At 68.7% G+C, this 22,782-nt stretch carries 23 protein-coding genes; 11 read left to right on the forward strand and 12 right to left on the reverse strand.

The genetic code is table 11. From position 1 onward, the window contains the following. Positions 1–31 precede the first annotated feature (31 nt). From E6A26_RS04880 to E6A26_RS04900, 5 genes are all read right to left on the reverse strand, one after another. The gene (locus E6A26_RS04880) at positions 32–559 is read right to left on the reverse strand and encodes a MarR family winged helix-turn-helix transcriptional regulator (protein ID WP_211128960.1); all 528 of its coding nucleotides are present in this window, start codon (positions 557–559) and stop codon (positions 32–34) included. Next, positions 510–1,370, reverse strand: coding sequence for an N-acyl homoserine lactonase family protein (locus tag E6A26_RS04885; RefSeq protein ID WP_136610083.1), 861 nt, complete (start codon positions 1,368–1,370; stop codon positions 510–512). Before E6A26_RS04885 ends, E6A26_RS04880 begins: the two co-directional genes overlap by 50 nt. A 533-nt stretch (positions 1,371–1,903) precedes the next feature. Further along, positions 1,904–2,281, reverse strand: coding sequence for a VOC family protein (locus E6A26_RS04890; protein ID WP_136610084.1), 378 nt, complete (start codon positions 2,279–2,281; stop codon positions 1,904–1,906). A 23-nt stretch (positions 2,282–2,304) separates the two neighbouring features. Next, on the reverse strand, positions 2,305–2,805 hold the full coding sequence (locus tag E6A26_RS04895; RefSeq protein ID WP_168928676.1) for an SRPBCC family protein: 501 nt from the start codon (positions 2,803–2,805) through the stop codon (positions 2,305–2,307). Continuing rightward, a complete protein-coding gene (locus E6A26_RS04900; protein ID WP_211128962.1) occupies positions 2,795–3,136 on the reverse strand; it encodes an ArsR/SmtB family transcription factor in 342 nt (113 codons plus the stop codon). Before E6A26_RS04900 ends, E6A26_RS04895 begins: the two co-directional genes overlap by 11 nt. Before the next feature lie 100 nt (positions 3,137–3,236). Between E6A26_RS04900 and E6A26_RS04905 the strand changes: the two genes are divergently transcribed. Together E6A26_RS04905 and E6A26_RS04910 are read left to right on the forward strand one after the other, a co-directional pair. Continuing rightward, positions 3,237–3,788, forward strand: coding sequence for a DinB family protein (locus E6A26_RS04905; RefSeq protein WP_136610086.1), 552 nt, complete (start codon positions 3,237–3,239; stop codon positions 3,786–3,788). 54 nt (positions 3,789–3,842) lie between these two features. After that, the gene (locus tag E6A26_RS04910) at positions 3,843–4,892 is read left to right on the forward strand and encodes an LLM class flavin-dependent oxidoreductase (protein WP_136610087.1); all 1,050 of its coding nucleotides are present in this window, start codon (positions 3,843–3,845) and stop codon (positions 4,890–4,892) included. Between the two features lie 15 nt (positions 4,893–4,907). Here the strand turns inward: E6A26_RS04910 and E6A26_RS04915 are convergent, their stop codons facing one another. Then, a complete protein-coding gene (locus E6A26_RS04915) occupies positions 4,908–5,648 on the reverse strand; it encodes an IclR family transcriptional regulator (RefSeq protein ID WP_136610088.1) in 741 nt (246 codons plus the stop codon). 253 nt (positions 5,649–5,901) lie between these two features. Here E6A26_RS04915 and E6A26_RS04920 point away from each other — a divergent pair, with 253 nt between their 5' ends. Next, positions 5,902–7,299 (forward strand): MFS transporter, encoded by a 1,398-nt coding sequence (locus E6A26_RS04920; RefSeq protein ID WP_168928677.1) that lies wholly within the window; start codon positions 5,902–5,904, stop codon positions 7,297–7,299. A gap of 118 nt (positions 7,300–7,417) precedes the next feature. Here E6A26_RS04920 and E6A26_RS04925 read toward each other — a convergent pair whose 3' ends face one another. Then, entirely contained in the window at positions 7,418–8,326 is a 909-nt protein-coding gene (locus tag E6A26_RS04925) for an Fpg/Nei family DNA glycosylase (protein WP_136610090.1), read from the reverse strand. Positions 8,327–8,507: 181 nt separating this feature from the next. On the opposite strand from E6A26_RS04925, the gene gcvH reads away from it, so the two are divergent. From gcvH to E6A26_RS04950, 5 genes are all read left to right on the forward strand, one after another. After that, positions 8,508–8,894, forward strand: a complete 387-nt coding sequence (gene gcvH, locus E6A26_RS04930; protein ID WP_136610091.1) for a glycine cleavage system protein GcvH — start codon at positions 8,508–8,510, stop codon at positions 8,892–8,894. A gap of 31 nt (positions 8,895–8,925) precedes the next feature. Further along, a complete protein-coding gene (locus E6A26_RS04935) occupies positions 8,926–9,414 on the forward strand; it encodes an FHA domain-containing protein (protein ID WP_234865100.1) in 489 nt (162 codons plus the stop codon). A gap of 9 nt (positions 9,415–9,423) precedes the next feature. Then, positions 9,424–10,149, forward strand: coding sequence for a transcriptional regulator FtsR (ftsR, locus tag E6A26_RS04940; protein WP_136610093.1), 726 nt, complete (start codon positions 9,424–9,426; stop codon positions 10,147–10,149). Next, positions 10,149–10,655 carry a bifunctional nuclease family protein gene (locus tag E6A26_RS04945; RefSeq protein WP_136610094.1) on the forward strand — a complete coding sequence of 169 codons (507 nt, stop codon included), beginning with the start codon at positions 10,149–10,151 and terminating at the stop codon, positions 10,653–10,655. The genes ftsR and E6A26_RS04945 overlap by 1 nt, the downstream gene beginning before the upstream one ends. 210 nt (positions 10,656–10,865) lie before the next feature. Further along, positions 10,866–11,459 (forward strand): MerR family transcriptional regulator, encoded by a 594-nt coding sequence (locus tag E6A26_RS04950; RefSeq protein WP_136610095.1) that lies wholly within the window; start codon positions 10,866–10,868, stop codon positions 11,457–11,459. A gap of 93 nt (positions 11,460–11,552) precedes the next feature. Here E6A26_RS04950 and E6A26_RS04955 read toward each other — a convergent pair whose 3' ends face one another. After that, a complete protein-coding gene (locus tag E6A26_RS04955) occupies positions 11,553–12,377 on the reverse strand; it encodes a ParA family protein (protein WP_136610096.1) in 825 nt (274 codons plus the stop codon). Between the two features lie 210 nt (positions 12,378–12,587). Here E6A26_RS04955 and E6A26_RS04960 point away from each other — a divergent pair, with 210 nt between their 5' ends. Both E6A26_RS04960 and E6A26_RS04965 read left to right on the forward strand, forming a co-directional pair. After that, complete coding sequence (locus tag E6A26_RS04960; RefSeq protein WP_136610097.1) at positions 12,588–15,989, forward strand: pyruvate carboxylase; 3,402 nt, start codon at positions 12,588–12,590, stop codon at positions 15,987–15,989. A gap of 138 nt (positions 15,990–16,127) precedes the next feature. Next, positions 16,128–17,567 carry a MinD/ParA family ATP-binding protein gene (locus tag E6A26_RS04965; RefSeq protein WP_234865068.1) on the forward strand — a complete coding sequence of 480 codons (1,440 nt, stop codon included), beginning with the start codon at positions 16,128–16,130 and terminating at the stop codon, positions 17,565–17,567. Positions 17,568–17,618: 51 nt separating this feature from the next. On the opposite strand, the gene E6A26_RS04970 is transcribed toward E6A26_RS04965, so the two are convergent. Continuing rightward, positions 17,619–19,433 carry an AMP-dependent synthetase/ligase gene (locus tag E6A26_RS04970; protein ID WP_136610098.1) on the reverse strand — a complete coding sequence of 605 codons (1,815 nt, stop codon included), beginning with the start codon at positions 19,431–19,433 and terminating at the stop codon, positions 17,619–17,621. Positions 19,434–19,593: 160 nt separating this feature from the next. Between E6A26_RS04970 and E6A26_RS04975 the strand changes: the two genes are divergently transcribed. Continuing rightward, complete coding sequence (locus E6A26_RS04975; protein WP_234865104.1) at positions 19,594–20,616, forward strand: ROK family glucokinase; 1,023 nt, start codon at positions 19,594–19,596, stop codon at positions 20,614–20,616. 71 nt (positions 20,617–20,687) lie between these two features. Here the strand turns inward: E6A26_RS04975 and E6A26_RS04980 are convergent, their stop codons facing one another. The 3 genes from E6A26_RS04980 to E6A26_RS04990 are packed head-to-tail and all read right to left on the reverse strand — an operon-like array spanning position 20,688 to position 22,763. Next, positions 20,688–21,233 (reverse strand): COX15/CtaA family protein, encoded by a 546-nt coding sequence (locus E6A26_RS04980; RefSeq protein ID WP_136610100.1) that lies wholly within the window; start codon positions 21,231–21,233, stop codon positions 20,688–20,690. Further along, positions 21,230–21,988 carry an alpha/beta hydrolase gene (locus E6A26_RS04985; RefSeq protein ID WP_234865070.1) on the reverse strand — a complete coding sequence of 253 codons (759 nt, stop codon included), beginning with the start codon at positions 21,986–21,988 and terminating at the stop codon, positions 21,230–21,232. The genes E6A26_RS04980 and E6A26_RS04985 overlap by 4 nt, the downstream gene beginning before the upstream one ends. A gap of 19 nt (positions 21,989–22,007) precedes the next feature. Beyond that, entirely contained in the window at positions 22,008–22,763 is a 756-nt protein-coding gene (locus tag E6A26_RS04990) for an alpha/beta hydrolase (RefSeq protein WP_136610102.1), read from the reverse strand. Positions 22,764–22,782 lie beyond the last annotated feature (19 nt).

Below are 22,782 nucleotides of genomic sequence, written 5' to 3' on the forward strand. Positions count from 1 at the left end.
CCCTCAGGACGCCGGGGGGCCACCGTACAAGCTAGCTCGTCGCGTAGTGGGTGCCGGGGTTTTTGCGCCGCTCAATCGCCTCGCCTGAGGGCTGGTTGGCAACGAGGCCCCCTAGCCAGCGGATCAAACTGTCACGGTCAAACCCTGCCGTCGAGGCGTCGAGCATCGCGTAGAGTTCCGCTTCGACTTGTTCCACCTGCGCTGCTGTTTCCTGACCTCGGTCGGTCAGGGTTAGCTTGATGGCGCGCCGATCCTCGGGGGCGGTTACCCGGTGGACCATGCCCGCCTGCACCATGGAGCTGACGAGGCGGCTTGGGTTCGTTCCCGCTTCGCACACCAGCAATTCCCCCAGTTGCATCAAGCTCAGCGGCGCATGCTCAGCGAGCAGACGCAGCACTTCCGCTTGTGACGGCGTCACCCCGAGCGGGCGGAGGGCATGCGCCAGTTGGCGGTTGCCTTCGCGCTGGGCGGCCAGGATGAGATAGCGCAGCTCTTCAGCGGGCCGCATCTCAGTTTCGCGCTTCCGCCCGGTGGAGCCGATCAGCAGCGCTAGGATCATGCGCAGGCAAGATCACCAGGTCAGGGTAGATAGTACGGAGGGCGTTGACCGCCCGCGTCGTCGCCTGCAGCTTGGCGTGGTCGCCCACGCCAGGGACGCGTTCCTCAGGCATCAGGGCCACGTCATAGGTGAGGTCGCCGACCATCAGAAGCGGTGTCGCGCCTTCGCGCCGGACGAGGAGGGACATCGAGCCTGGTGTGTGACCTGGCGTCGAGAGGAGAATTAACGATCCGTCGCCGAACAGGTCGATCGACGTCGGAAATTCGCCGACCCGTTCACCAGCACCATCCGTGAAGCTAACGCGTCGCCAAGCGAGGCCGGGCAGCTCGATATGGCCGCGCATCAGGCCATTTAGTGCCGCGTCAGGACGCTGGAGGCTGCGCCACTCGTCGTCGTTGACGACAATCTCGGCGTGCCTGAGTTCAGCGAGGCCACCGATATGGTCCTGATGCAGATGAGACAGGATGGCGTAGCGCACGTCGCCGATGTCGTGCCCGGATCGAGCGAGGGCCGCCGGCAGCGTGTCCTCTGTTCCAATCTGGAACTTCGCTAGCCGGCCATACAGCCAGCCAACGATGCCCTTCGGGAAGTAGTGCGGATCGGTCACCGAGGCGCGGTCCTGGCCGGTGTCGAACAGCACCAAACCCTGCTCGTGTTCGACGACGTAGACGTTAATCGGTCGCGGCGCCGTCCACCGGCGGGATGTCAGCAACCACCAGAGCAGCGGCGCGTGAGAGCTCGCAACATGCTCGGGGCGGATCGCGACAGTACCGGTGCTGACGACCTCTACGGAACGGATGGGACTAGACATGGAAGTGTCTCCTAGTCATGTATCGGTACAAAGTATATTACATGTCACATATTTTGTATACCCATCGAGCTAGTCATATCGAGTCGCCTTCCGACTACTGCCTGAAGAAGGCCTGCGCCCTCCTGTAGCTACAGCCAACCTCGGCGGCGATGGCGCGAATGGCTGTGCCCTGGGCGCGGAGCCGGCACATGCGGATCTTCCGCTTGGCGGTCAGGCTTTGCTGCCGCATTGGGACCTTGCGCGCTGAGAAGGCGTAGCAGCGAGGACTTGGCGATGCCTTACCCGACTGCGAGTTTCGTGGTCGGCTTGCCTGCCTCGTAGAGCGCGACCAGCTTGTCCAGCGTGTCTTCACCCAGCCGATCGACGAGGCGGTAGCGCTGGCGAGTGAGTGGTGGGGCTACCGCCGACGGGGTGGACATAGTGTTCGCGGGTTGGTTGTTAAGGGCGGCCTGGAGGGCCGGCAATGGGCGCCCCATGACGGAGAGTCCGGCCTCACAACCCCGAGCCCGCAGTCTTGCCCTTCGTGGTGGCGGCTACGCCCCCGCGAGCGCGCTCAGGTCCTGAAGCTCCCACGAGTTGCCGTCTGGGTCGCGGAAGTGCGCGAACTTGACGCCGCCCATGTCCCGAATCTCGCCAACGTCGGCTCCGCGGGCCCGCAACGATTCGCGGACCGCTTCGATGTCGGTGACGACCAAGTGGAGGCCTCGGACGGTGCCCTTCCCAGGACCGCCGAAGCCCATTCCCGTGCCGATGGCGATGGAGCAGGCGGAGCCAGGCGGGGTGAGCTGGACGATCCTCATGCCCTCCGCGGGCTGAATGTCGTGATCGACCGTGAAGCCGATGGCGTCGGCATAGAACGCCTTGCTGCGGTCGACGTCCGAGACGGGCAGGGGGACGAGTTCGAGCTTCATGGTGAATGACAATGTTCTGCTCCCTAATCGGTGACGGATGCCCGCTGAAACAGGGCTGGGGTGAATTTGTCGAGGGATTGGTGCATGCCGGCGTACGCGAACACGGACATGAGGCTCCGAGTCCAGCCACGCTCGGTGATGGTGAGCTCGGTGAGGCCTTTGACGTCCTTGAACTCGACTACCGTGTGCACGTTCTGGGAGAAATTCTCGGGAAGCCTGTCCGGAGGCAGCGGAACCCCCTGCGCATCGGTGATGTTCTGCGTGAATTCGAGCCGTTCCATGGGGACAATCCGCTGATATGTGCCGCCCGTGAAACTCTCCGCCCCGCCCTGATAGTCCGGCGCGCGCATGCTGAAGACGTAGGAGCCGCCCTCGCGCAGATCGATCGTCGCAGAAGGCGAGGTGTAATCCTCAGGCCCCCACCAATGGGTGACCAACTCCGGGTCCGTCCACAGCTTCCACACCGTTGGCACCGGCGCATTGATAATCCGGCTGATCACAATCTGCGTGCCGTCACTCGCCATCGTGAGTCTCCTGCCTTGTCTTTTCGATATAGGCGGCCATCGCGTCGAGGCGCCCATTCCATTGCCGTGCCCGATCGGAGAGCCAGCCCTCGACCTCGGCCATCGACGCAGTGTCGAGCCGGTAGATGCGCTGCTGGGCTCGTCGCGTGACACTCACGAGCCCGGCTTCCCGGAGCACTTTGAGGTGCTGTGAGATCGCCGAGGCGCTGCTCGTGAAGGCCGTGGAGATGTCTCCAGCGGGCAGCTCGCCCCGCCTAGCCAGCAGGTCCACGATGCCCAGCCGTGTCGGGTCGGCCAGCGCTGCGAACGCGATCGTCGGGCTTCTGCTCACGGCAACAACAATACAGTCAACACTTAATTAAGTGAAGTCTAAAATATACAGGTGAGCTGGTCCCAGCGTCCCGGGAGCCGCCTCGGGTAGCGTGGCCAGCATGACGGAGATCCTGATCGACGATCATGGCCGCCCCGAACCGCCCTATGCGGGAGATGAGGCGTCGACCCTCCTCGGCTTCCTCGACTTCCAGCGCGCGACTTTCGAGTGGAAGTGCCGCGGGCTGAGCGACGAACAGCTTCGGGTGACGCTCCCGCCGTCGTCCATGACGCTGGGCGGGATGCTCAAGCACCTCGCCCTCGTCGAGGATGGTTGGTGCTCGGAGGTGTTGGCCGGCCAGGCGATGTCCGAACCATGGGTGGGCGTCGACTGGGATGCGGACCGCGACTGGGAGTGGCACAGTGCGGCGAACGACGACGGCGCGGCCCTCCGCGCGCTGTGGGCCGAGCGGGTCGAGCGGTCCAAGGAGATCGTCGACGAGCTCCTCGCCGAAGGCGAACAGGCCGCGCTCGCGACGCCGCACGCCAACCGCGAGGGCCGCGAGGCCGTGTCGCTTCGCTGGGTCCTGGTCCATCTCATCGAGGAGTACGCGCGCCACAACGGCCACGCCGATCTCCTCCGCGAGTCGATCGACGGGCAGACGGGGGAGTGACCGTGCAAGTGGGTCGCGGGAATTCCGCGGGGCGCCGGGAAGTTGGCGTGTGACGTGAAAGCATTCGGCTTCCTCTCGTTCGGCCACTACGGCCCGTTCCGCGGTTCGGAGACGCGGACGGCCGCGGACATGATCCTGCAGGCCATTGATCTCGCGGTCGGCGCCGACGAACTCGGGGTCAACGGCGCGTACGTGCGCGTGCACCACTTCGCGAGGCAGCAGGCGTCTCCGATGCCGCTCCTGTCCGCGATGGCCGCCCGGACGAAGCGCATCGAGGTCGGTACCGGAGTGATCGACATGCGCTACGAGAATCCCCTCCAGTTGGCCGAGGAGGCCGCCGCGCTCGACGCGATCGCCGGGAACCGGATCGCGCTGGGCATCAGCCGCGGCTCGCCCGAGCCGGCGCTGCGGGGCTACGAGGCGTTTGGCTACACGGGTTCGGCGGACCCACGCGGCGCGGACCTCGCGCGGTCGAAGTTCGAGCTCTTCCTCTCCGCGATCAGCGGCGAAGGCATCGCCGAGGCGGATCCGCGGCAGGCGCCGGAGGGCACGCGGCTGCATGTCGAGCCGCACTCGCCGGGCCTGAGGGACCGGATCTGGTGGGGGAGCGGAACCCGGGACACGGCCGAATGGACCGGCGCGCAGGGCCTCAACCTCATGAGCTCGACCCTGCTCACCGAAGACGCCGGGGTGCCGTTCCACGAACTGCAGCGCGAGCAGATCGAACGGTACCGGGCCGCCTACAGGGCAGCGGGCCACGAGCGCGCGCCGCGTGTGTCGGTGAGCCGGAGCATCTTCCCGATCGTCACGTCCCGCGACGCGATGTATTTCGGGTCGCGCACGGACAGCGATCAGGTGGGAGTGATCGACGGCTTCCGGTCGACGTTCGGCAAGACGTATGCGGCGGAGCCGGACGAGCTCGTCGAGCAGCTCCTCGGGGATTCGGCGGTCATGGCCGCGGACACGGTGATGCTGACGATCCCGAACCAGCTTGGCGTCGAGTACAACCTGCACGTGCTCGAATCGTTCGCCACGCACGTGGCCCCCGCCCTCGGCTGGAAGCCGAACACCGAGGGCCCTGTCGAGGGAGATCCGGTCGCGTGAGCCTAACCCCTGCGGTCAGGCGAGGGCCTTGGCCACGACGGCGGCCGTCTCGCGGAGCTCCGGGAGCATCGCGATGAGCTCCTTCTCCGGAGTGAGGAACGTGATGCTCGAGAGGCTGATCCCGGCCGGTCCGTTAGGGCCCACGTCGAGGGCGAGAGCGATGCAGCGGACATTCTGTTCGTTCTCCTCTTGGTCGACCGCGTAGCCGAGCCGCCGAATCGTGGCGAGCTCCGCGAGGAACGCCTCGGGGTCGGTGATGGTGGTCGGGGTGCGGCGTGGCATGCCCCGCGCGGCGAGCACCTCGTGGACCTGATCGTCGGGCAGCGTTGACAGCATGGCCTTGCCGACGCCGGTGGAGTGCGCGGGCATGCGGAGCCCCACGCGCGATCTCATGATGAACGCGTTGGGCGCGCTGGCCTTGTGAGTGTAGAGCGCCTCGCCGTCCGCGAGGACCGCAACATGGACCGTCTGGTTTGTCGCGTCAGCGAGGGCATGGATGGCGCGGTCGACGACGTCGCCCCAGCCCGCGTCCGCCCCGCCGAGGGCGCGGGCCCTTGGCCCTAGTCCGTAGAAGCCGCCGTCTCGTTGGACCGCCCAGCCTGCAGAGGTTAGGACGCCCAGGACCCGATGGACGGTCGGCTTGGTCATACCGGTGCGCTCGGCGAGCTCGCCCAGCCGCTGCGGCTGGGCGGACGCGGAGAGGGCTTCAAGCATGTTCAGGATCTTGTGCCCCGAGGCCGACTCGCCTTCAACCATGTGGTCCTCTCTCCCTTTTTGGATGGCCCGTTTGCCGGGTAACCGCTACACGGGGTGACCCGTGCCCGGGGAAACCCTTGACCGTCCGCAACCGCGGTTCTAGTGTGGCCGATGGTTCTGGATTTTAGAACACCATTCCGGATGCCGGAACACCGGGGGTGCAAGGTCTGCCGGAGACGACGACGTCTCGTGCAATGCCGCGCGAGGCCACACATTTCGAAGGGCGAAGATGGATCAGGCCACTATTCGACGGTTGTCCGATGAGGCAACCGGCGTCCTGCTGAACAAGAACGGAACGACGTCCAGTCGCCGTGGCGGCTGGATGATGATCGCGACGATCCTCATCGAGGCGTGGGATCTGTATGCGATCTCCTTCGTCCTCGTCTTCATCTCGGCGGAGTATCACCCGACGGCCGTGGAACTTGGCCTCGTGACGGCCGGCGTCCAGGGCGGTGCCCTCATCGGGGCACTGATCGGCGGCTACGTCGCCGACCGGCTGGGCCGCAAGCGCGTGTTCATCCTCACGATGGTCCTGTTCATCGTGCTCGCCATCGTCCAGGGGTTCTCGGTCGGGGTGTGGGACCTCATCATCATGCGGTTCCTCATCGGCATCCCGCTCGGCAGCGACATCTCCAACGGCTACGCCTACATCATGGAGTCGATGACCAAGGGCGCCCGCGAGGTCATGGGCAGCCGCTGGCAGTTCATGTTCGGCCTCGGCGAGGTCTTCTCGATCCTTGTCATCACCATCATGTACGTGACCGGGATGCCCCACGAGATCCTGTGGCGCGTCGCGCTCGCCATCGGCGCCATCCCGGCGCTCATCCTGCTGCTGGCGCGGCTCAACCTGCCCGAGACACCGATGTCGCTCATCCAGCGTGGGCAGTTCGTCAAGGCCAAGGAAGTCTCGCAGCGCCTCTTCGACGACCCGCTCGAGATGCTCCCGAACCACGACGTCGAGATCGAGAAGCCCAAGGTGAGCGACTTCCTGAAGGTGATCTGGGCCGACAAGACCCGTCGCCGGGCCACGATCTTCGGCTGGATCTCCAACGCCTGCCAGGGTGCGGAGTTCACCGCGTTCGGCTTCTACCTCCCGGTGATCCTCGTGACCGCGGGCGTCGGCGTGGCCGGCAGCGGCGCGAACACGAACATCACGGGCACCAACCTGGTGACCGCGGCGATCTACGTCCTCGCGACGATCTCGGGCTTCACGGCGCCGCTCATGATCAAGAGGATCGGCCACCGCGGCGTGGCGATGTGGGGCTTCGGGCTCGCGTTCGTCGGCCTGCTCATTGGCGCGTTCGCCCTCGGCGCGAACATCCAGTGGCTCATCGTCCTCGGCGCCTGCACCCTCATGTGGGGCCACTACTGGGACGCCTCGAACGGCATGACGATCACCTCGATGGTCGCGCCCTCGCGGTTCCGGGCCACGGCCTCGGGCTTCGGCTACGTGTTCGTGAAGGCGGCCTCCTTCTTCGGGGCGTTCATCTTCCCCGTGATGACCGTCTCGTGGGGCAAGGTCGGCGCGACCCTCGCGGTCTCCGTCCTCTCCCTGATCGGCTTCCTCTCGGCGAAGTTCATCCTGCCCGAGCTCTACGGCTACGTAGACCAGGAGGAAACTGTTCCGAGCGCGAGCGGAACGGCCCGCTAATCGGGTACCGGCCGCGGGCCGATAGGGAGATCTCGCGGCGGAGGCCGTCCTGCTTCACCACGGCGCTGGGCTCACGTTCGGCGCCGTGGTGTCGCGGACGGCCTTCGCCGTGTCGGCACTACTTGAGGAACTTGGAGGTCGTCCGGTCGGCGAGGAGCTTCCCGCCCGTCTGGCACGTGGGGCAGTACTGCAGGGCGCTGTCTGAGAACGTGACCTCGCGGATGGTGTCGCCGCACACGGGGCACGCCTCGCCCGTGCGGCGGTGCACGCGCATGCTGGCACGCTTCTCGTCCTTGAGGTCCTCAGGCGGCCGCCCGACCGCCTCGGCGGTCGCCCCCTCGAGCGTGGTGCGGACTGCCTCGTACAGGCGCTCCGTCTCGGCGTCGTCGAGCGTCGACGCGACCGCGAACGGCGAGAGCTTCGCGACGTGCAGGATCTCGTCGCTGTATGCGTTCCCGATCCCCGCGATGATCTTCTGATTCCTCAGAAGCCCCTTGATCTGCTGGCGCTTGTTGAGGAGCGCGCGGAAGCGTTCGAGCGTGAAGTCGTCCTCGAGCGGTTCGGGACCGAGCTCCGCGATCGCGGGCACGTCCTCGAGCCTCGGGACAATCCACACCGCAAGGCGCTTCCAGGTCCCCGCCTCGGTGAGCTCGATGCCGGTCGTCTCATCCCCGCGAACGAACCCGAAGCGCGCTGCGGAGTACACCTTGCCCCGACCGACAGTGGCTTCGGGCAGCTTGTCGAGGACCTTGACCCAGCCGCCCAGCGCCAGATGGACGACGACGACAAGCCGGCCCCCGCCGTCGTCCGCGCCTTCCGCGCCAGAACCGTCGGGCGAGACGCGGAACACGACGTACTTGCCCCGCCGGCTCACGGACTCGATCGTGCGGCCCACTAGCGCTGTGTAAGGCGGATTGGCGGTCTTGAGGGCGGAGGGAGAGGTGAAGAGCACGCGCTCGAACGTGGCACCCGCGAGCCGTGCGTCGAGGAACGCCGCAAGTGCCGTGACCTGTGGAAGTTCGGGCATGGCTCCCTTTCGTCCGGCCGGCTCCGCAGCCGGTCCGCCGCGTGGGGACGGCGTGCCGCGCCACGCTCCATCGTCGCAGAAACAGGCGCCCTAAGCGGTGGATTTCTTGTGCCTATACTTTCAGCGACACGGCCCTGATGGAAGCGCCGGAGCGCTTCCGACCGACGAAAGGCGAGCCCCCATGAGCAACGTCCCCGCCGATCTTTCCTACACCGCCGAGCACGAGTGGGTCACCGCCGCCAACGGCGACGGGATCGTCCGCGTCGGCATCACCGACTTCGCGCAGGACGCGCTCGGCGACGTGGTCTACGTCCAGATGCCCGAGGTGGGCACGGAGGTGAGCGCGAACGCCGTCGTCGGAGAGGTCGAGTCGACCAAGAGCGTGAGCGACATCTACGCTCCCGTGTCCGGGACGGTCGTGGCTCGCAACGAGGCCCTCGACGGCGATCCGGCCCTCGTGAACTCGGATCCGTACGGGGACGGATGGCTCATCGATGTCAAGCTCAACGACCCTGCGGAGGTCGAGGATCTCCTCAGTGCGTCGCAGTACGAACAGCAGGTAGGGTAGACATCTGGGAGTACGTGATAGAGGAGGAATGATGGGCACCGAGGAGCGTCGCGGGCTCGACGCAAGTGAGGCCACGCAGCGCGACATCTCGGCGTCGGAGACGACGTCGATCCATCTGCCGCCAGTGGTTCCGGAGCCTCCCCGGAATCGGCAGCTAACTTCCGAGGAAGCGGCCGCCATCGCAGCGCTTCCGCACGGCTCCGCCCTCCTGATCGCCCACTCGGGCCCGAACGCGGGCGCGCGCTTCCTTCTTGACTCGGACGCGACGACGGCAGGGCGTCACCCCAACGCGGACATCTTCCTCGACGACGTGACCGTCTCGCGGCGTCATGCCGAATTCCGGCGCACGCCGAGCGGTGCGTTCGAGGTGGTCGACGCCGGGAGCCTGAACGGAACCTACGTGAACCACGACCGCGTGGACAGCGTGACGCTGCGCAGCGGCTCCGAGGTCCAGATCGGCAAGTTCCGGCTCACCTTCTACATGAGCCCCGCGCAGGCCACGGTGAGGCACACCGCCTAGGGGGCGCGCATGGCACTCGCTCATCCGGAGCGCCGGGGGTCCACAACCCTCAACATCGGGGAAGTGCTGGCCGCACTGGCCGAGGACTTCCCGAGCATGACTGCGTCCAAGATCCGCTTCCTCGAGGAGAAGGGCCTCATCTCGCCGCAGCGGACGCCGGCTGGCTACCGCCAGTACGGCGAGGGCGACGTCGAGCGTCTGCGCTTCATCCTCGCCCTGCAACGCGATCAGTACCTTCCGCTCAAGGTCATCAAGGACTACCTCGACGCGATCGATCGTGGCGAGCGTCCCGAGAACCTGCCGGGCGGCCTGACGCTGTCGCCGCGCGCCGTGAGCGAGGACGTCGCAGCGGAGCTGCGCACCACCCGTTCGCGGCTGCTCTCGGAGGAGCAGCTCCGCGCAGAGTCCGGTGCCAGCGCGACCCTCATCGACGCCCTGCGGAGCTACGGGCTTGTAGCGCCCGAGGACGGTCGCTACGACGAACACGCACTGCAGGTGGCGCGCGCGTGTGTCCAGCTCGAGTCCCACGGCATCGAGCCGCGTCACCTCGGCCCGTTCCGCTCGGCGGCAGAGCGCGAGTTCGGGCTCGTGGAGCGGGCTGTCGCGCCGATCGCGTCGCGCCGGGACGAGGCCTCGCGGGCTCGCACGGCGGAGACGGCTCGGGAGATCAGCGACCTGTGCCTGAGCCTGCACCGGGCGCTCGTTCATGGTCGGATTTCCAGGATGGAGGGCTGATGATCGAAGTTGAGGTAGTGGGCGTCCGCATCGAACTGCCGTCCAACCAGCCTCTCGTGCTCCTCCGGGAGAAGCACGGCGAGCGGCACCTGCCCATCTGGATCGGCACGGCGGAGGCCAGCGCGATCGCCCTCGCCCAGCAGCACGTGGTCCCGCCGCGGCCGCTCACGCACGATCTGCTCGTGAACGTGGTCCACGGCCTGGGCCGCCAAGTGGTGAGCGCGACCATTGTCGCGGTCCAGGACAGCGTCTTCTATGCGCAGCTCAGCTTCGACGACGGAACGGTCATCGAGTCCCGCGCATCGGACGCGCTGGCGGTGGCGTTGCGGGTCAACTGCCACATCTGGTGCGCCGATTCGGTGCTCGAGGAGGCGGGCGTCCAGCTGGCCGAGGGCAGCGAGGAAGGCACCGAGGAGGCCGCACCCAGCACTGACGAGGAAGAACGTGAGATGCGTCGCTTCCGGGAGTTTCTCGCCGATGTCGAGCCCGAGGACTTCGACGAGTAGATCCGACACGGCAAACGCTACGGCCCGATGTCTTTGATTTCACTTCCGGCGAGTCCTAACGTCATGGGTAGAAGCTCCCATTGCATCCCCGGCAGGCACGGGCGAAACTGGAAGTTGCACTGATCGTTGTAATTACAGTGCAAGTCTTCAGTCGCCTCCCTCTCCTGGGCGGTGCGGCATCCCCAGGGGGAGCGAGAGAAGGAGGGTGACGTGAGTCCTCAGGGCGATTCTGGCAAGTTGCGCCGTGTCAGCGGCCCCGGCACCGATGTTCCCAGCGGCGAGCAGGGACTGCTGTTCAGCGAAGACCTGCCCGTGCTTGACGAAGAGGCCGGCTACCGCGGCCCCACCGCCTGCAAGGCTGCCGGCATCACGTACCGGCAGCTCGACTACTGGGCCCGCACGGGTCTCGTCGAGCCGACCGTGCGCGGCGCCGCCGGGAGTGGCTCCCAGCGGCTCTACGGCTTCCGCGACATCCTGGTCCTCAAGGTCGTCAAGCGCCTCCTTGACACGGGGGTGTCCCTCCAGCAGATCCGCATCGCGGTAGGCCACCTTCGCGAGCGCGGCGTCGAGGACCTTGCGCAGATCACCCTCATGAGCGACGGCGCCTCCGTGTACGAATGCACCTCCGCGGACGAGGTCATCGACCTGGTCCAGGGCGGGCAGGGCGTCTTCGGCATCGCCGTGGGCCGCGTGTGGCGCGAGGTCGAGGGAAGCCTCGCCGAGCTCCCGAGCGAGCACGCCGAGGACCAGGCGTTCCCGGGCGACGAGCTGGGCCGGCGGCGGGCTGCTCGCAAGATCGGCTGACCATCGGACGACGGCGGCCATTCAGTACTTAAGGCAAAGGGCACCCCGCGTGGGGTGCCCTTTGTCGTTGCCGGATGAGCGGTCGTGTCGGGATCAGCGAGCGGACCGCGGGCGGAACTCGCGGCTCTGCTTCATCACTGAGTCGAGGAGCTGGTCGTACAGCGCGGCGGTGCTGCGTGCGGCATCGCCGGGCCAGTGGTGCACGGCGTGCGCCGCGCCCTGAATCTGCTGCCAGTTGGCGAGCTCGGGGATGGTCGGCGTGAGCAGGAGCGGGCCGAACATCTGCTTCATCTCCTCGAGCCGGTACGCATGCTCGGTCGAGGACGGGCGGACGCGGTTCGCGATGATGCCCGCGGGGGCGAGCGTCGGCGCGAACTCCTCGCGGAAGAGCTGGATGGCGCGCATGGTGCGCTCCGTGCCAGCCACCGAGAACAACCCCGGCTCAGCGACGAGGAGCACACGGTTGCTCGCGGTCCAGGCCATCCGCGTCAGCCCGTTGAGGGACGGCGGGCAGTCCACGAGAACAAGGTCGTAGCCCTCTACTCCGTCCAGCACCGACGAGAGGCGCTTGAGGTCGCGGCGCGCGAGGTCCGGGCGGTCGTAGACGCTGCTCAGCGAGCCGCCGAACGCCACGTCGAGGGCGCGGCCCTTGCGCCCGTCGAGGTTCCCGGCGCGCGCGACCCAGCTGCTGTTGACCACGTTGTCGGCCATCCGGACGCGGCGGGGCGACTTGAGCATCCGCGCGACCTCGGCTTTGCCGTCCGCGGCCACGCCCAAGGCCGTGGAGGCGTCGGCATGGGGGTCGAGGTCCACGACGAGCGTCGGGATGCCGGCCGCGAGGGCCGCCGACGCCAGGCCTGTCGTGACCGAAGTCTTCCCAACCCCACCTTTGAGGCTGCTGATGCTGACTACTTGCACTGGAGAATCCACACCTATCCGCTGGCCGACTCCCCACCATCTTAGTGGTCGCCGAGGAGCGCTGAGAGCCACACCCGTGGTCCTGCGGGCGGCACATTACATGGTCTGTCATCGTGATTCCGGGCACACGCCATTGAGTTGGTAGTTTTCTCGGATAGAGACTAGGCACCACCTAGCTGGACCCATCCGTGCCCCGAATGAGGAGTCGACGTGTTCTCGAAAATTCTGGTGGCCAACCGCGGAGAGATCGCCATCCGAGCCTTCCGCGCAGGCTACGAACTAGGTGCCAAGACTGTCGCGGTCTTCCCGTATGAAGACCGCAATTCGATCCACCGCCAGAAGGCGGACGAGGCCTACCTCATTGGCGAGGAAGGGCACCCGGTCCGCTCCTACTTGGACATCGAAGAGATCATCCGCGTCGCCAAGGAAGCCGGCGCTGACGCGATCTACCCGGGCTACGGGTTCCTCTCGGAGAACCAGGGCCTCGCCCGGGCGGCCGCCGAGGCCGGCATCACGTTCGTGGGCCCGCCGGCCGAGGTGCTCGAACTCGCCGGCCACAAGGTCCACGCGCTGCAGGCGGCCCGCAAGGCCGGGATCCCCGTGCTCAAGTCGAGCGCGCCGAGCGCGGACCCGGAGACGCTCCTCGCTGAGGCCGAGTCGATTGGCTTCCCGATCTTCGTGAAGGCGGTGGCGGGCGGAGGCGGTCGCGGCATGCGCCGCGTCGACACCCCCGAGGCGCTCCCCGAGTCGCTCAACGCCGCGATGCGCGAGGCGGACGCGGCGTTCGGTGACCCGACGGTGTTCCTCGAGCAGGCCGTCCTCCGCCCGCGGCACATCGAGGTCCAGGTCCTGGCGGACGCCGAGGGGAACGTGGTCCATCTCTTCGAGCGTGACTGTTCGCTCCAGCGGCGCCATCAGAAGGTCATCGAGATCGCGCCGGCCCCGCAGCTCGATGAGTCGATCCGCCAGGCCCTCTATGCCGACGCCGTCAAGTTCGCCAAGGCTCTCGGCTACGTCAACGCAGGCACCGTCGAGTTCCTCGTCGACACCGTGGGGGACCGGGCCGGCCAGCATGTATTCATCGAGATGAACCCGCGCATCCAGGTCGAGCACACGGTGACCGAGGAGGTCACCGACGTGGACCTCGTCCAGGCTCAGCTGCGCATCGCGTCGGGGGAGACGCTCGCCGATCTGGGCCTCACGCAGGATTCGATCCAGCTCAAGGGCGCCGCCCTCCAGTGCCGCATCACCACCGAGGACCCGGCGAACGGCTTCCGTCCCGACGTCGGGAAGATCACCGGCTACCGCTCGGCAGGCGGCGCGGGCGTCCGCCTCGACGGCGGGACGGTCTACCAGGGTGCCGAGATCAGCCCGCACTTCGACTCGATGCTCGTCAAGCTCACGTGCCGCGGCCGCGACTACGCGACTGCCGTCAAGCGCGCGCGGCGTGCCCTAGCCGAGTTCCGCATCCGCGGCGTCTCCACCAACATCCCGTTCCTCCAGGCCGTGCTCGATGACAAGGACTTCGTGGCCGGCAACGTCGCGACGTCATTCATCGACGAGCGCCCCGAGCTCCTGCGGGCCCGCAGCTCGGCGGACCGGGGCACCAAGCTCCTGACCTGGCTCGCGGACGTCACCGTCAACAAGCCGAACGGCGAGCTCCCGGTCCACGCCGATCCGCGCGCCAAGCTTCCCGCGGTGAACGCCTCTGCCGTGCCAGACGGATCGCGCCAGCGCCTGCTCGAGCTCGGTCCGGAGGGCTTCGCGAAGGCTCTCCGCGAGCAGTCCGCCGTCGCCGTCACGGACACGACGTTCCGCGACGCGCACCAGTCGCTTCTCGCGACGCGCGTCCGCACCCGCGACCTCGTCGCGGCGGGCCCGGCCGTCTCCGCGCTCACGCCGCAGCTCCTCTCGGTCGAGGCGTGGGGCGGTGCGACGTACGACGTCGCGCTGCGTTTCCTTGGCGAAGACCCCTGGCAGCGGCTCGCCGCGCTCCGCGCGGCCATCCCGAACATCTGCATCCAGATGCTCCTGCGCGGGCGCAATACGGTCGGCTACACGCCCTACCCGGAGGAGGTCACGAACGCGTTCGTCAAGGAGGCGGCCGAGACCGGAATCGACATCTTCCGCATCTTCGACGCCCTCAACGACGTGAACCAGATGGCCCCGGCCATCCGCGCCGTGCGCGAGACGGGTACCGCCGTGGCCGAGGTGGCCCTGTGCTACACGGGCGATCTGCTCGACCCCAACGAGTCGCTCTACACGCTCAGCTACTACCTCGAGCTCGCGCAGAAGATTGTCGACGCGGGAGCGCACATCCTCGCGATCAAGGACATGGCGGGGCTCCTGCGGCCCGCCGCCGCGGCAAAGCTCGTCTCGGCGCTGCGCGAGCGCTTCGACCTTCCCGTCCACCTTCACACCCATGACACCGCTGGCGGTCAGCTCGCGACGCTCCTCGCGGCGGTCGACGCGGGCGTGGACGCGGTCGACGTCGCGTCGGCGTCCCTCGCCGGGACCACGAGCCAGCCGCCGGCCTCGGCGCTCGTGGCCGCACTCGCACACACCCCGCGCGACACGGGAATCTCGCTTGAGGCGGTCAGCGCCCTCGAGCCGTACTGGGAGGCCGTCCGGCGCGTCTACGCGCCGTTCGAGTCCGGACTTCCGGGCCCCACGGGGCGCGTCTACCGGCACGAGATCCCGGGCGGTCAGCTGTCGAACCTCCGCCAGCAGGCCATCGCGCTCGGCCTGGGCGAGCGCTTCGAGGCGATCGAGGACATGTACACGGCCGCGGACCGCATCCTCGGCCACCTCGTCAAGGTCACACCGTCGTCAAAGGTCGTGGGCGACCTCGCCCTGCACCTCGTGGGGCTCAACGCGGACCCGGCCGACTTCCAGGAGAACCCGCAGAAGTACGACATCCCGGACTCCGTGATCGGCTTCCTCGGCGGCGAGCTCGGCGACCCGCCCGGGGGCTGGCCTGAGCCCTTCCGCACGAAGGCCCTCCAGGGCCGCACGGTGCGCGTCCGCGAAGAGCAGCTGAGCGCCGAGGACTCCGCAGGACTCCGCAGCGACTCGGCGACGCGGCGGGCTACGCTCAACCGTCTCCTGTTCCCCGGACCCACGAAGGACTACCTCGCGAGCCGCGAGGCGTATGGGAACCTCTCAGTCCTCGACACGCGCGACTACCTGTACGGGCTTCAGCGCGGCACGGAGCACGTGATCGAGCTCGAGCGCGGGGTGCGCCTCATCGCGCAGCTCGAGGCCGTCTCCGAACCGGACGAGAAGGGCATGCGCACGGTGCTCGCCCTGCTCAACGGCCAGTCCCGCCCCGTCTTGGTGCGCGACCGCTCCGTCGAGAGCAACGTCAAGCAGGCGGAGAAGGCGGACCCGGGCAACGCGAACCACGTCGCGGCGCCGTTTGCCGGCGCCGTCACCGTGACGGCGAAGGAGGGCGACACGGTCAAGGCCGGCGACACGATCGCGACGATCGAGGCGATGAAGATGGAGGCGTCCATCACCACGCCGACCTCGGGAACCGTGTCCCGCGTGGTCATGAACGGCGTTCAGCAGGTCGAGGGCGGTGACCTGCTGCTCGTCGTGTCGCCTTCCTGACCCTCGACCTCAGGGACCCCGGACGGGCGAGCGGCTACACTGACAGCGATCAGAGGCTGGGGCGGCGGAGCATGGGCTGCGCCGCCCCAGCCTCCTCAAATGTCACCGAAGGTGACGAGCCGAGCCTGAGCGGGAGTCATGACCGAGGAGAACACTCACCAGCACGACGTCGAGCCTGACGGCGTCGCCGGGCCCACTCCAGAGGCCGACGCCGCGGCGAACCATCCTCCGGCTGAGGAATCCATCGGGGGCCACGACGGGGCCGAGGCTCCCGGGACTGCCGAGCACGGGAAGCCGCCCGCAACGCACGACGGCGGCGAGGAGCCGAACGAGGCCGGGGCGCCAATCGAGGTGGTCACGGTGGCCGATGCGCAGGATCGTCTGTCCGCGGGCTCGCTCGCGGCGCTCACGATGCCCCAGCCGTCGATCGGCTCGAGCGTGCCTCCGGAGCCGGGCCGGCCGCCGGCGGGCTACCTTCCCCAGTCGCCGCTGCCGCGTGTCGAGACCGTGGGGCTTCCCCTCGGGGACCCCGCCGAGACCAGTCGGATGACCGTCGGCGACCCGCGCCCGCCCGTCGAGGAGGAACCGGCCGTCGCGCGCCAGGACGCGGCCCCCGAGGCGGCCGTGAGCGAGCGCCGCGCCCGGCCGACCGGGCCCGAGCCGGCGTCGTCTCTCACGTCCGATCGGCTCATCGAGAAGGTCGCCACGCCGCCGGTGGGCGGGTGGCGCCTCTGGCTCTACAAGTTCACGTTCGGCTACGTGAACCTCGGCGACTCTGATGCTGTACGGATGCAGCGCGCCCTCGAGCACCGCATCGCGACCCGGCTGGGCGACCGCACGCGCTACGTGCCGATCCTGTCGCGCAAGGGCGGAGTGGGCAAGACGACCGTCACGACGCTTCTGGGCATGGCCCTCGCAGGCCTCCGCGAGGACCGGGTCATCGCCCTCGACGCCAATCCGGACCGCGGAACCCTGTCAGACCGCAATCCCGGCCGTGCCACGTTCACTGCGAGGAGCCTCGTCAAGGACCGCTTCGGCGTGGATTCGTTCGCGCAGCTCTCGGCCTACACGGCCCGGGAGGGCTCCCGGCTCGACGTCCTCGCGTCCGATGCCGACCCCATGGTTGCCGACGCGTTCGACGACGGCGACTACCGCGCCGTGACGGACATCCTCGGGCGCTACTACTCGATCGTCCTGACGGACTCGGGCACGGGCATGGTCCACTCGGTCATGAAGGGCACGCTCGACAAGGCGGACGCCGTCGTGCTCGTCTCGGGTGGCAGCGTCGACGAGGCGCGGCTTGCCTCGGAGACGCTCTCATGGCTCGAGGCGCATGGCCGCGACGACCTCGTGAAGAAGGCGATCGTCGTGGTCAACATGGCCGCAGGCGACGGGACCCGTGTGGACATCGACGAGATCGAGGATCACTTCCGCACGCGCGTGGCGCACGTGATCCGCATCCCGCATGACCGGCACCTCGCCGAGGGCTCGCAGATCGAGTTCGACAAGCTCCGGGCCGAGACCCGCCACGCGGCCGACGAGCTTGCGGCGCTCGTGGTCGAGGAGCTCATCGACTGACAGGGCCCCGTGGTGCGCGGGTGCCCTCGGCGTCCGCCACGCTCGGCCCGGTCAGACGGCGGTGGGCTTCGGCGCCGAGTAGATCTGCTCGACCACGTCCCCGAAGTCGGACATGACCTTGGCGCGCTTGACCTTGAGCGACGGCGTGAGGTGGCCCGACTCCTCCGTGAAGTCGGTCGGGACCACACGGAACGCCCTGATCGCCTCCGCCTTGGACACTGAACCGTTCGCGCGGTCGATCACGGCCTGGACGTGCTCCCGGACCAACACATTGTCGCCCGCTTCGGCGATGCTCAGCGCGGGCTGGCCGTGGCGCTCGAGCCAGCCGGGGAGGGCCTCTTCGTCGAGCGTCACGAGGGCCGCGATGAACGGGCGCCCTTCGCCGACCACGACGACCTGGGAGACGAGGGCGTCCGCCCGGATCTGGTCCTCGAGCTGGGCGGGGGCAACGTTCTTGCCCCCCGCCGTGACGATGATCTCCTTCTTGCGGCCCGTGATCGTGAGGAAGCCGTCGGGGTCCAGCTCGCCGATGTCGCCAGTGTGGAACCAGCCGTCCGTGAACGTCTCGGCCTGGAGCTCTGGAAGCTCGTAGTAGCCGCGCATGACGCACACGCCCTTGGTGAGGATCTCGCCGTCGTCTGCGATGCGCACGGCGTTGCCCGGCAGCGGGGCGCCGACGGTGCCGATCTTGACGCGATGGGGCGTGTTGACGCTGATCGGGGCGGTCGTCTCGGTGAGCCCGTAGCCCTCGAGCACGAGGAGCCCGATCCCGTGGAAGAAGTGGCCCAGGCGCTTGCCGAGTGGGCCGCCCCCGGAGACCGCATACCGAATGTGGCCGCCCATGGCCGCGCGCAGCTTCCGGTAGACGAGCGCGTCGAAGGCCGCATGCCGAAGCCGCAGGCCCAAGCCGGGCTTCCCGCCGTCGTCGTGCGCCGCGGACCACGCGATCGCAGTGTCCGCCGCTGCGGCGAAGATCTTGCCCCGGCCTTCGTTCTCGGCCCGCGTTAATGCCGAGTTGTAGACCTTCTCGAAGACCCGCGGGACGGCCAGGATGAACGTCGGCTGGAAGCTCTGCAGATCGGGGAGCAGGTTCTTGATGTCCGGCGTGTGGCCCACCTGGACGCCCGCGGCGACCGCGAGCACCGAGATGAAGCGCGCGAAGACGTGGGCGAGCGGGAGGAACATGATGGTCTTCGCCCCCGGGGTGAAGACCTCGCGGACGGCGGCGACCGTGTTCTCGGAGAGCCCCACGAAGTTGCCGTGCGTGAGCTCGCAGCCCTTGGGGCGGCCGAGCGTGCCCGACGTGTAGATGATGGTCGCGAGCGAGTCGAGCGTGGCTGCCGAACGGCGCTCCTCGAGTTCCTCGTCACTGATGCGCGCCCCCGCTGCGCGGAGCTGGTCGAGCCCGGCCGGCGTCATCTGCCAGACGTCATTGACCGCGAGGCCCTCCGAGTCGACGGCGATGCGGATCATGTCCTCGTGGCTCGCCGTCTCGCCGAACGCGGCGATCGCGCCCGAGTTGCCGAGGTTCCAGGCGATCTGCGAGGGCGAAGAGGTCTCGTAGATGGGGACGGACACCGCTCCGGCGAACCAGATCGCGAAATCGACGAGCACCCATTCGTAGCACGTGCGCGCCATCACGCCGACTCGGTCGCCCTGCCCGATCCCGCTCGCCATGAGCCCCTTGGCAATCCTCTCGACGTCGGCCCGGAAGTCCTTCGCGCGCACGTCCTGCCACGCTCCCGAGGCGTCGCGCCGGGCGAAGAGGGGTGGGTTGGAGGGCTTCTCCGCCTGTTCGACGACGAAGTCCGTCGTGTTCCGCGCGACTGCGTGGGGGACAAGGGGCGGGACGATCTTCTCGCGCACGGTGACTCCTCTGCTGTGCCCACAAGGGGTGCTTATCTCAACGATAGCCAAGGCGGCGGCGGTGTGGCCCGCGCCACGTTGCGAAAGCTACTGGCCAGTAACTTTACTCCGGGGGCCGGGAGTCCGCCACTGTCTGCCGCTTTAGACTGGGCCGGTGCCCATTCAACGACGCCCTTTTCCGCCGCGCCGCCCAGCAGGACCCCGCCTCCGCCGCCGCGGGCTCGCCATCGGCATCGACATCGGCGGCACGAAGGTTGCAGCGGGCGTCGTGGACGCGGACGGTGCGATCCTCCGCGAGGCTCGGCGCGCCACGCCGGGCTCGCAGCCGCGCGAGGTCGAGCGCGTCATCGCCGAACTCGTCGACGAGCTGAGCGGGGATCACCGCATCGCGTCCGTGGGGATCGGGGCGGCCGGCTGGATGGACCTTGAGGGCGGCACCGTCCTGTTCAGTCCGCACCTCGCGTGGCGCAACGAGCCGCTGCGCAACAACCTCGAGCGGCTCCTGCGGCGCCGGGTCCTCCTGACCAACGACGCCGATGCCGCGGCCTGGGCGGAATGGCGCTTCGGGGCGGGGCGCGCGGAGCCCAGGCTCGTGTGCATCACGCTCGGCACGGGCATCGGGGGCGCGATGGTCCTGGGCGGACGCCTCGAGCGCGGACGCTACGGGGTGGCCGGAGAGTTCGGACACCAGATCATCATGCCCGGCGGGCACCGTTGCGAATGCGGCAACCGAGGCTGCTGGGAGCAGTACGCGTCGGGCAATGCCCTCGGTCGCGAGGCGCGAGAGCTCGCGAGGGCAAACTCTCCCGTCGCGCAGGAGATCATCAAGGCGGTCGACGGCGACCTCGACGCGATCACGGGCGCGGTCGTCACGGACCTCGCCCGCAGGGGCGATCCCACCTCGAGGGAGCTGCTCGAGGACGTCGGCGAGTGGCTCGGCCTCGGCCTCGCGAATCTCGCGGCGGCGCTAGACCCGGGAACGTTCGTGGTGGGCGGCGGGCTGTGCGATGCGGGCGATCTGCTGCTCGACCCGGCGCGAAGGGCGTTCGCCCGCAACCTGACCGGCCGCGGCTTCCGTCCGGCCGCCAGCATCCACCGGGCCCAGCTTGGCCCCCAAGCCGGACTCATCGGTGCGGCCGACCTCTCGCGGGTCAACGCGCGCGGAAATGGATGGGTGCGCTAGACGCGTCCGCCGCTCGCTCTGGGCCGAGCCGAGGGGCGCCCTGACACCCCGCGCGGGTGGCGCGTGATCGCTCAGAGCCGCGCGCCGTCGTCGTCCTCGTCTTTGTCCCGGGGGAGCCGCATGATCAGGAAGCCCACGGACGCGATGAAGATCGCGACAAGCCCAGCGATCGCGTAGCTCGGGATGCCGCGCCAGAACAGGGCGGACAGCAGGAGCGCCACCGGGGCTCCGAGCGCGCCGATCCACGAGAGGACGGCCGCGGGGTCGGCGCCGGCAAGCACCGGCTCGGGCTCCTCGGGGACGAACTCGCCGTCGTCGATGGGCTCGTAGTCCCGCGGCCCGTCCGTCGGGCGTCCGCTCAAGCCCAGAGGGTCGAACTCCGCAAAGCCCTGGGCCTTCCCCGGCTCGGAGGCCTGGGCGCCGTTCGGCGACTCGGACGCGTGCGCAGCCGCGGCGCGCTCGGCCGCGGACGGCTCGAGCGGCGCTGGGCCGAACTCGTCGGCGTCCCAGTCCGGGCTCACCCGCGGATCGCCCGCGCGGAGCCTCGCGACGAGGTCGCGCCAGACGTCGTCGTCGGCCTCATGGTCGGCGCGGTCCGGGTCCGGCTGGCCGTTCATGCATTCTCCTGGCTCTGCGGGCGCGCGCCCTCCGGTTGCGCCGACGTGACGCCGCGGAGGAACTCCGACGAGCGCGTGAAGATCGTCTCGGCGTCGTAGTCGAGCGTCGCGACGTGGTAGCTGTTCGGGAGGCGCACCAGCTCGATCTCGGTGCCGCCGTAGCGGCGGGCGAGGGCAGCCACGCTGCGCTCGGTCGAGACGGTGTGGTCCGCCGTCGAGCGGAAGATCTGGAGCGGCGCCGTGGCCTGCGGGAGGAGGCGTACCGTGTCGCGGAAGAGGAGCTTGAGTTCGTGTGCGGCCGCGACCGGAACGCGAGGGTAGGCCCGCTCGTCCTGTCCCGGCTTCTTGATGTCGTTGCCGATCGCAGGGACCGAGCGCACCGCGTACCGGATGAAGAACGAGAAGTGCGAGCGCGGATCGTCGACGACAAGACCCGGATTGACCACCGAGACCCCGGCCACCGGGTGGAGGGCCGCGAGCCGAAGGGCGAGCGCTCCGCCCATCGAGAGGCCCGCCACCGCGACGGAGGAACATTCGCTCGCGAGGTCCAGATACGCGGCCTCGAAGGTGTCGTACCACTCGTGCCAGCGGCGGGTCGAGAGGTCCATCCACGTGGTGCCGTGTCCTGGCAGAAGCGGCGTCACGACCCGGAGCCCGTCGCGGCGCAGCGCATCGGCCCATGGGGCCACGCTCGCAAGGCCCCCCGTAAAGCCATGGCTCAGGACGACGCCGGCCGGCGTCGTGACGCTGTTCATGTCAAGCATTATGCCCCGATCACGCGCCGACGGCGGGGTGGGCGGTTCTCGCAGCGCAGCGCTCGAAGAATTCCGCGGTCCGGTCCACGATGAGCGGCGCCTCGCGGTCGCGCGTCGCGACGTGCGGGCTCTCGTGCAGCGGGACGAATTCGACGTCGTGGCTCGAGACGCGCCGCAGGATGCGCGCCACGGACGACGGCGGGACCACCGGATCCTCGTCCGACTTGAACGCGAGCAGCGGCGCTGTGACCTTCGGCAGCGCGCGGTCCGCGGCGCGGAAGAGCTGACGGAGCTCGTAGACGGCCGCGAGGGGAGTGACGTCGTACTCGCCCTCGTCGCCCACGGGCTCGGGTGCCGCGGGCTCGTCGATCGGCGCGGTGGTGCGGCGGAAGTGCCTGATGGCGCCGATGTAGCGGACACGCCAGTCGTAGAAGCCGAGGCCCGGGTTGACCACCGCCACGCCTGCGACGTCCAGACGTGCGGCGGCGCGCAGGGCGATGGCGCCGCCCATCGAGAGGCCCGCGACGAAGAGGGCGTCGTTGCGAGCCGCGAGGCGCGCGCATGCCGCTTCGAAGCACTCGGTCCACTCACGCCAGCGGCGGCCCTCGAGGTCATGCCAGTCGGTCCCGTGGCCCGGGAGAAGCGGAACCTCGACGTCGAAGCCGCGGGCGGCGAGTCCCTCCGCCCACGGCGCGACAGACGAGGGCGATCCGGAGAACCCGTGGCACATCGCCACTCCCCACCGGGCTCCGGGCCGATCGACAGGTGCGGTCATGCCTCCATCGTGGCATCGC

Source organism: Sinomonas albida (assembly GCF_004919045.1).
Taxonomy (GTDB): domain Bacteria; phylum Actinomycetota; class Actinomycetes; order Actinomycetales; family Micrococcaceae; genus Sinomonas; species Sinomonas albida.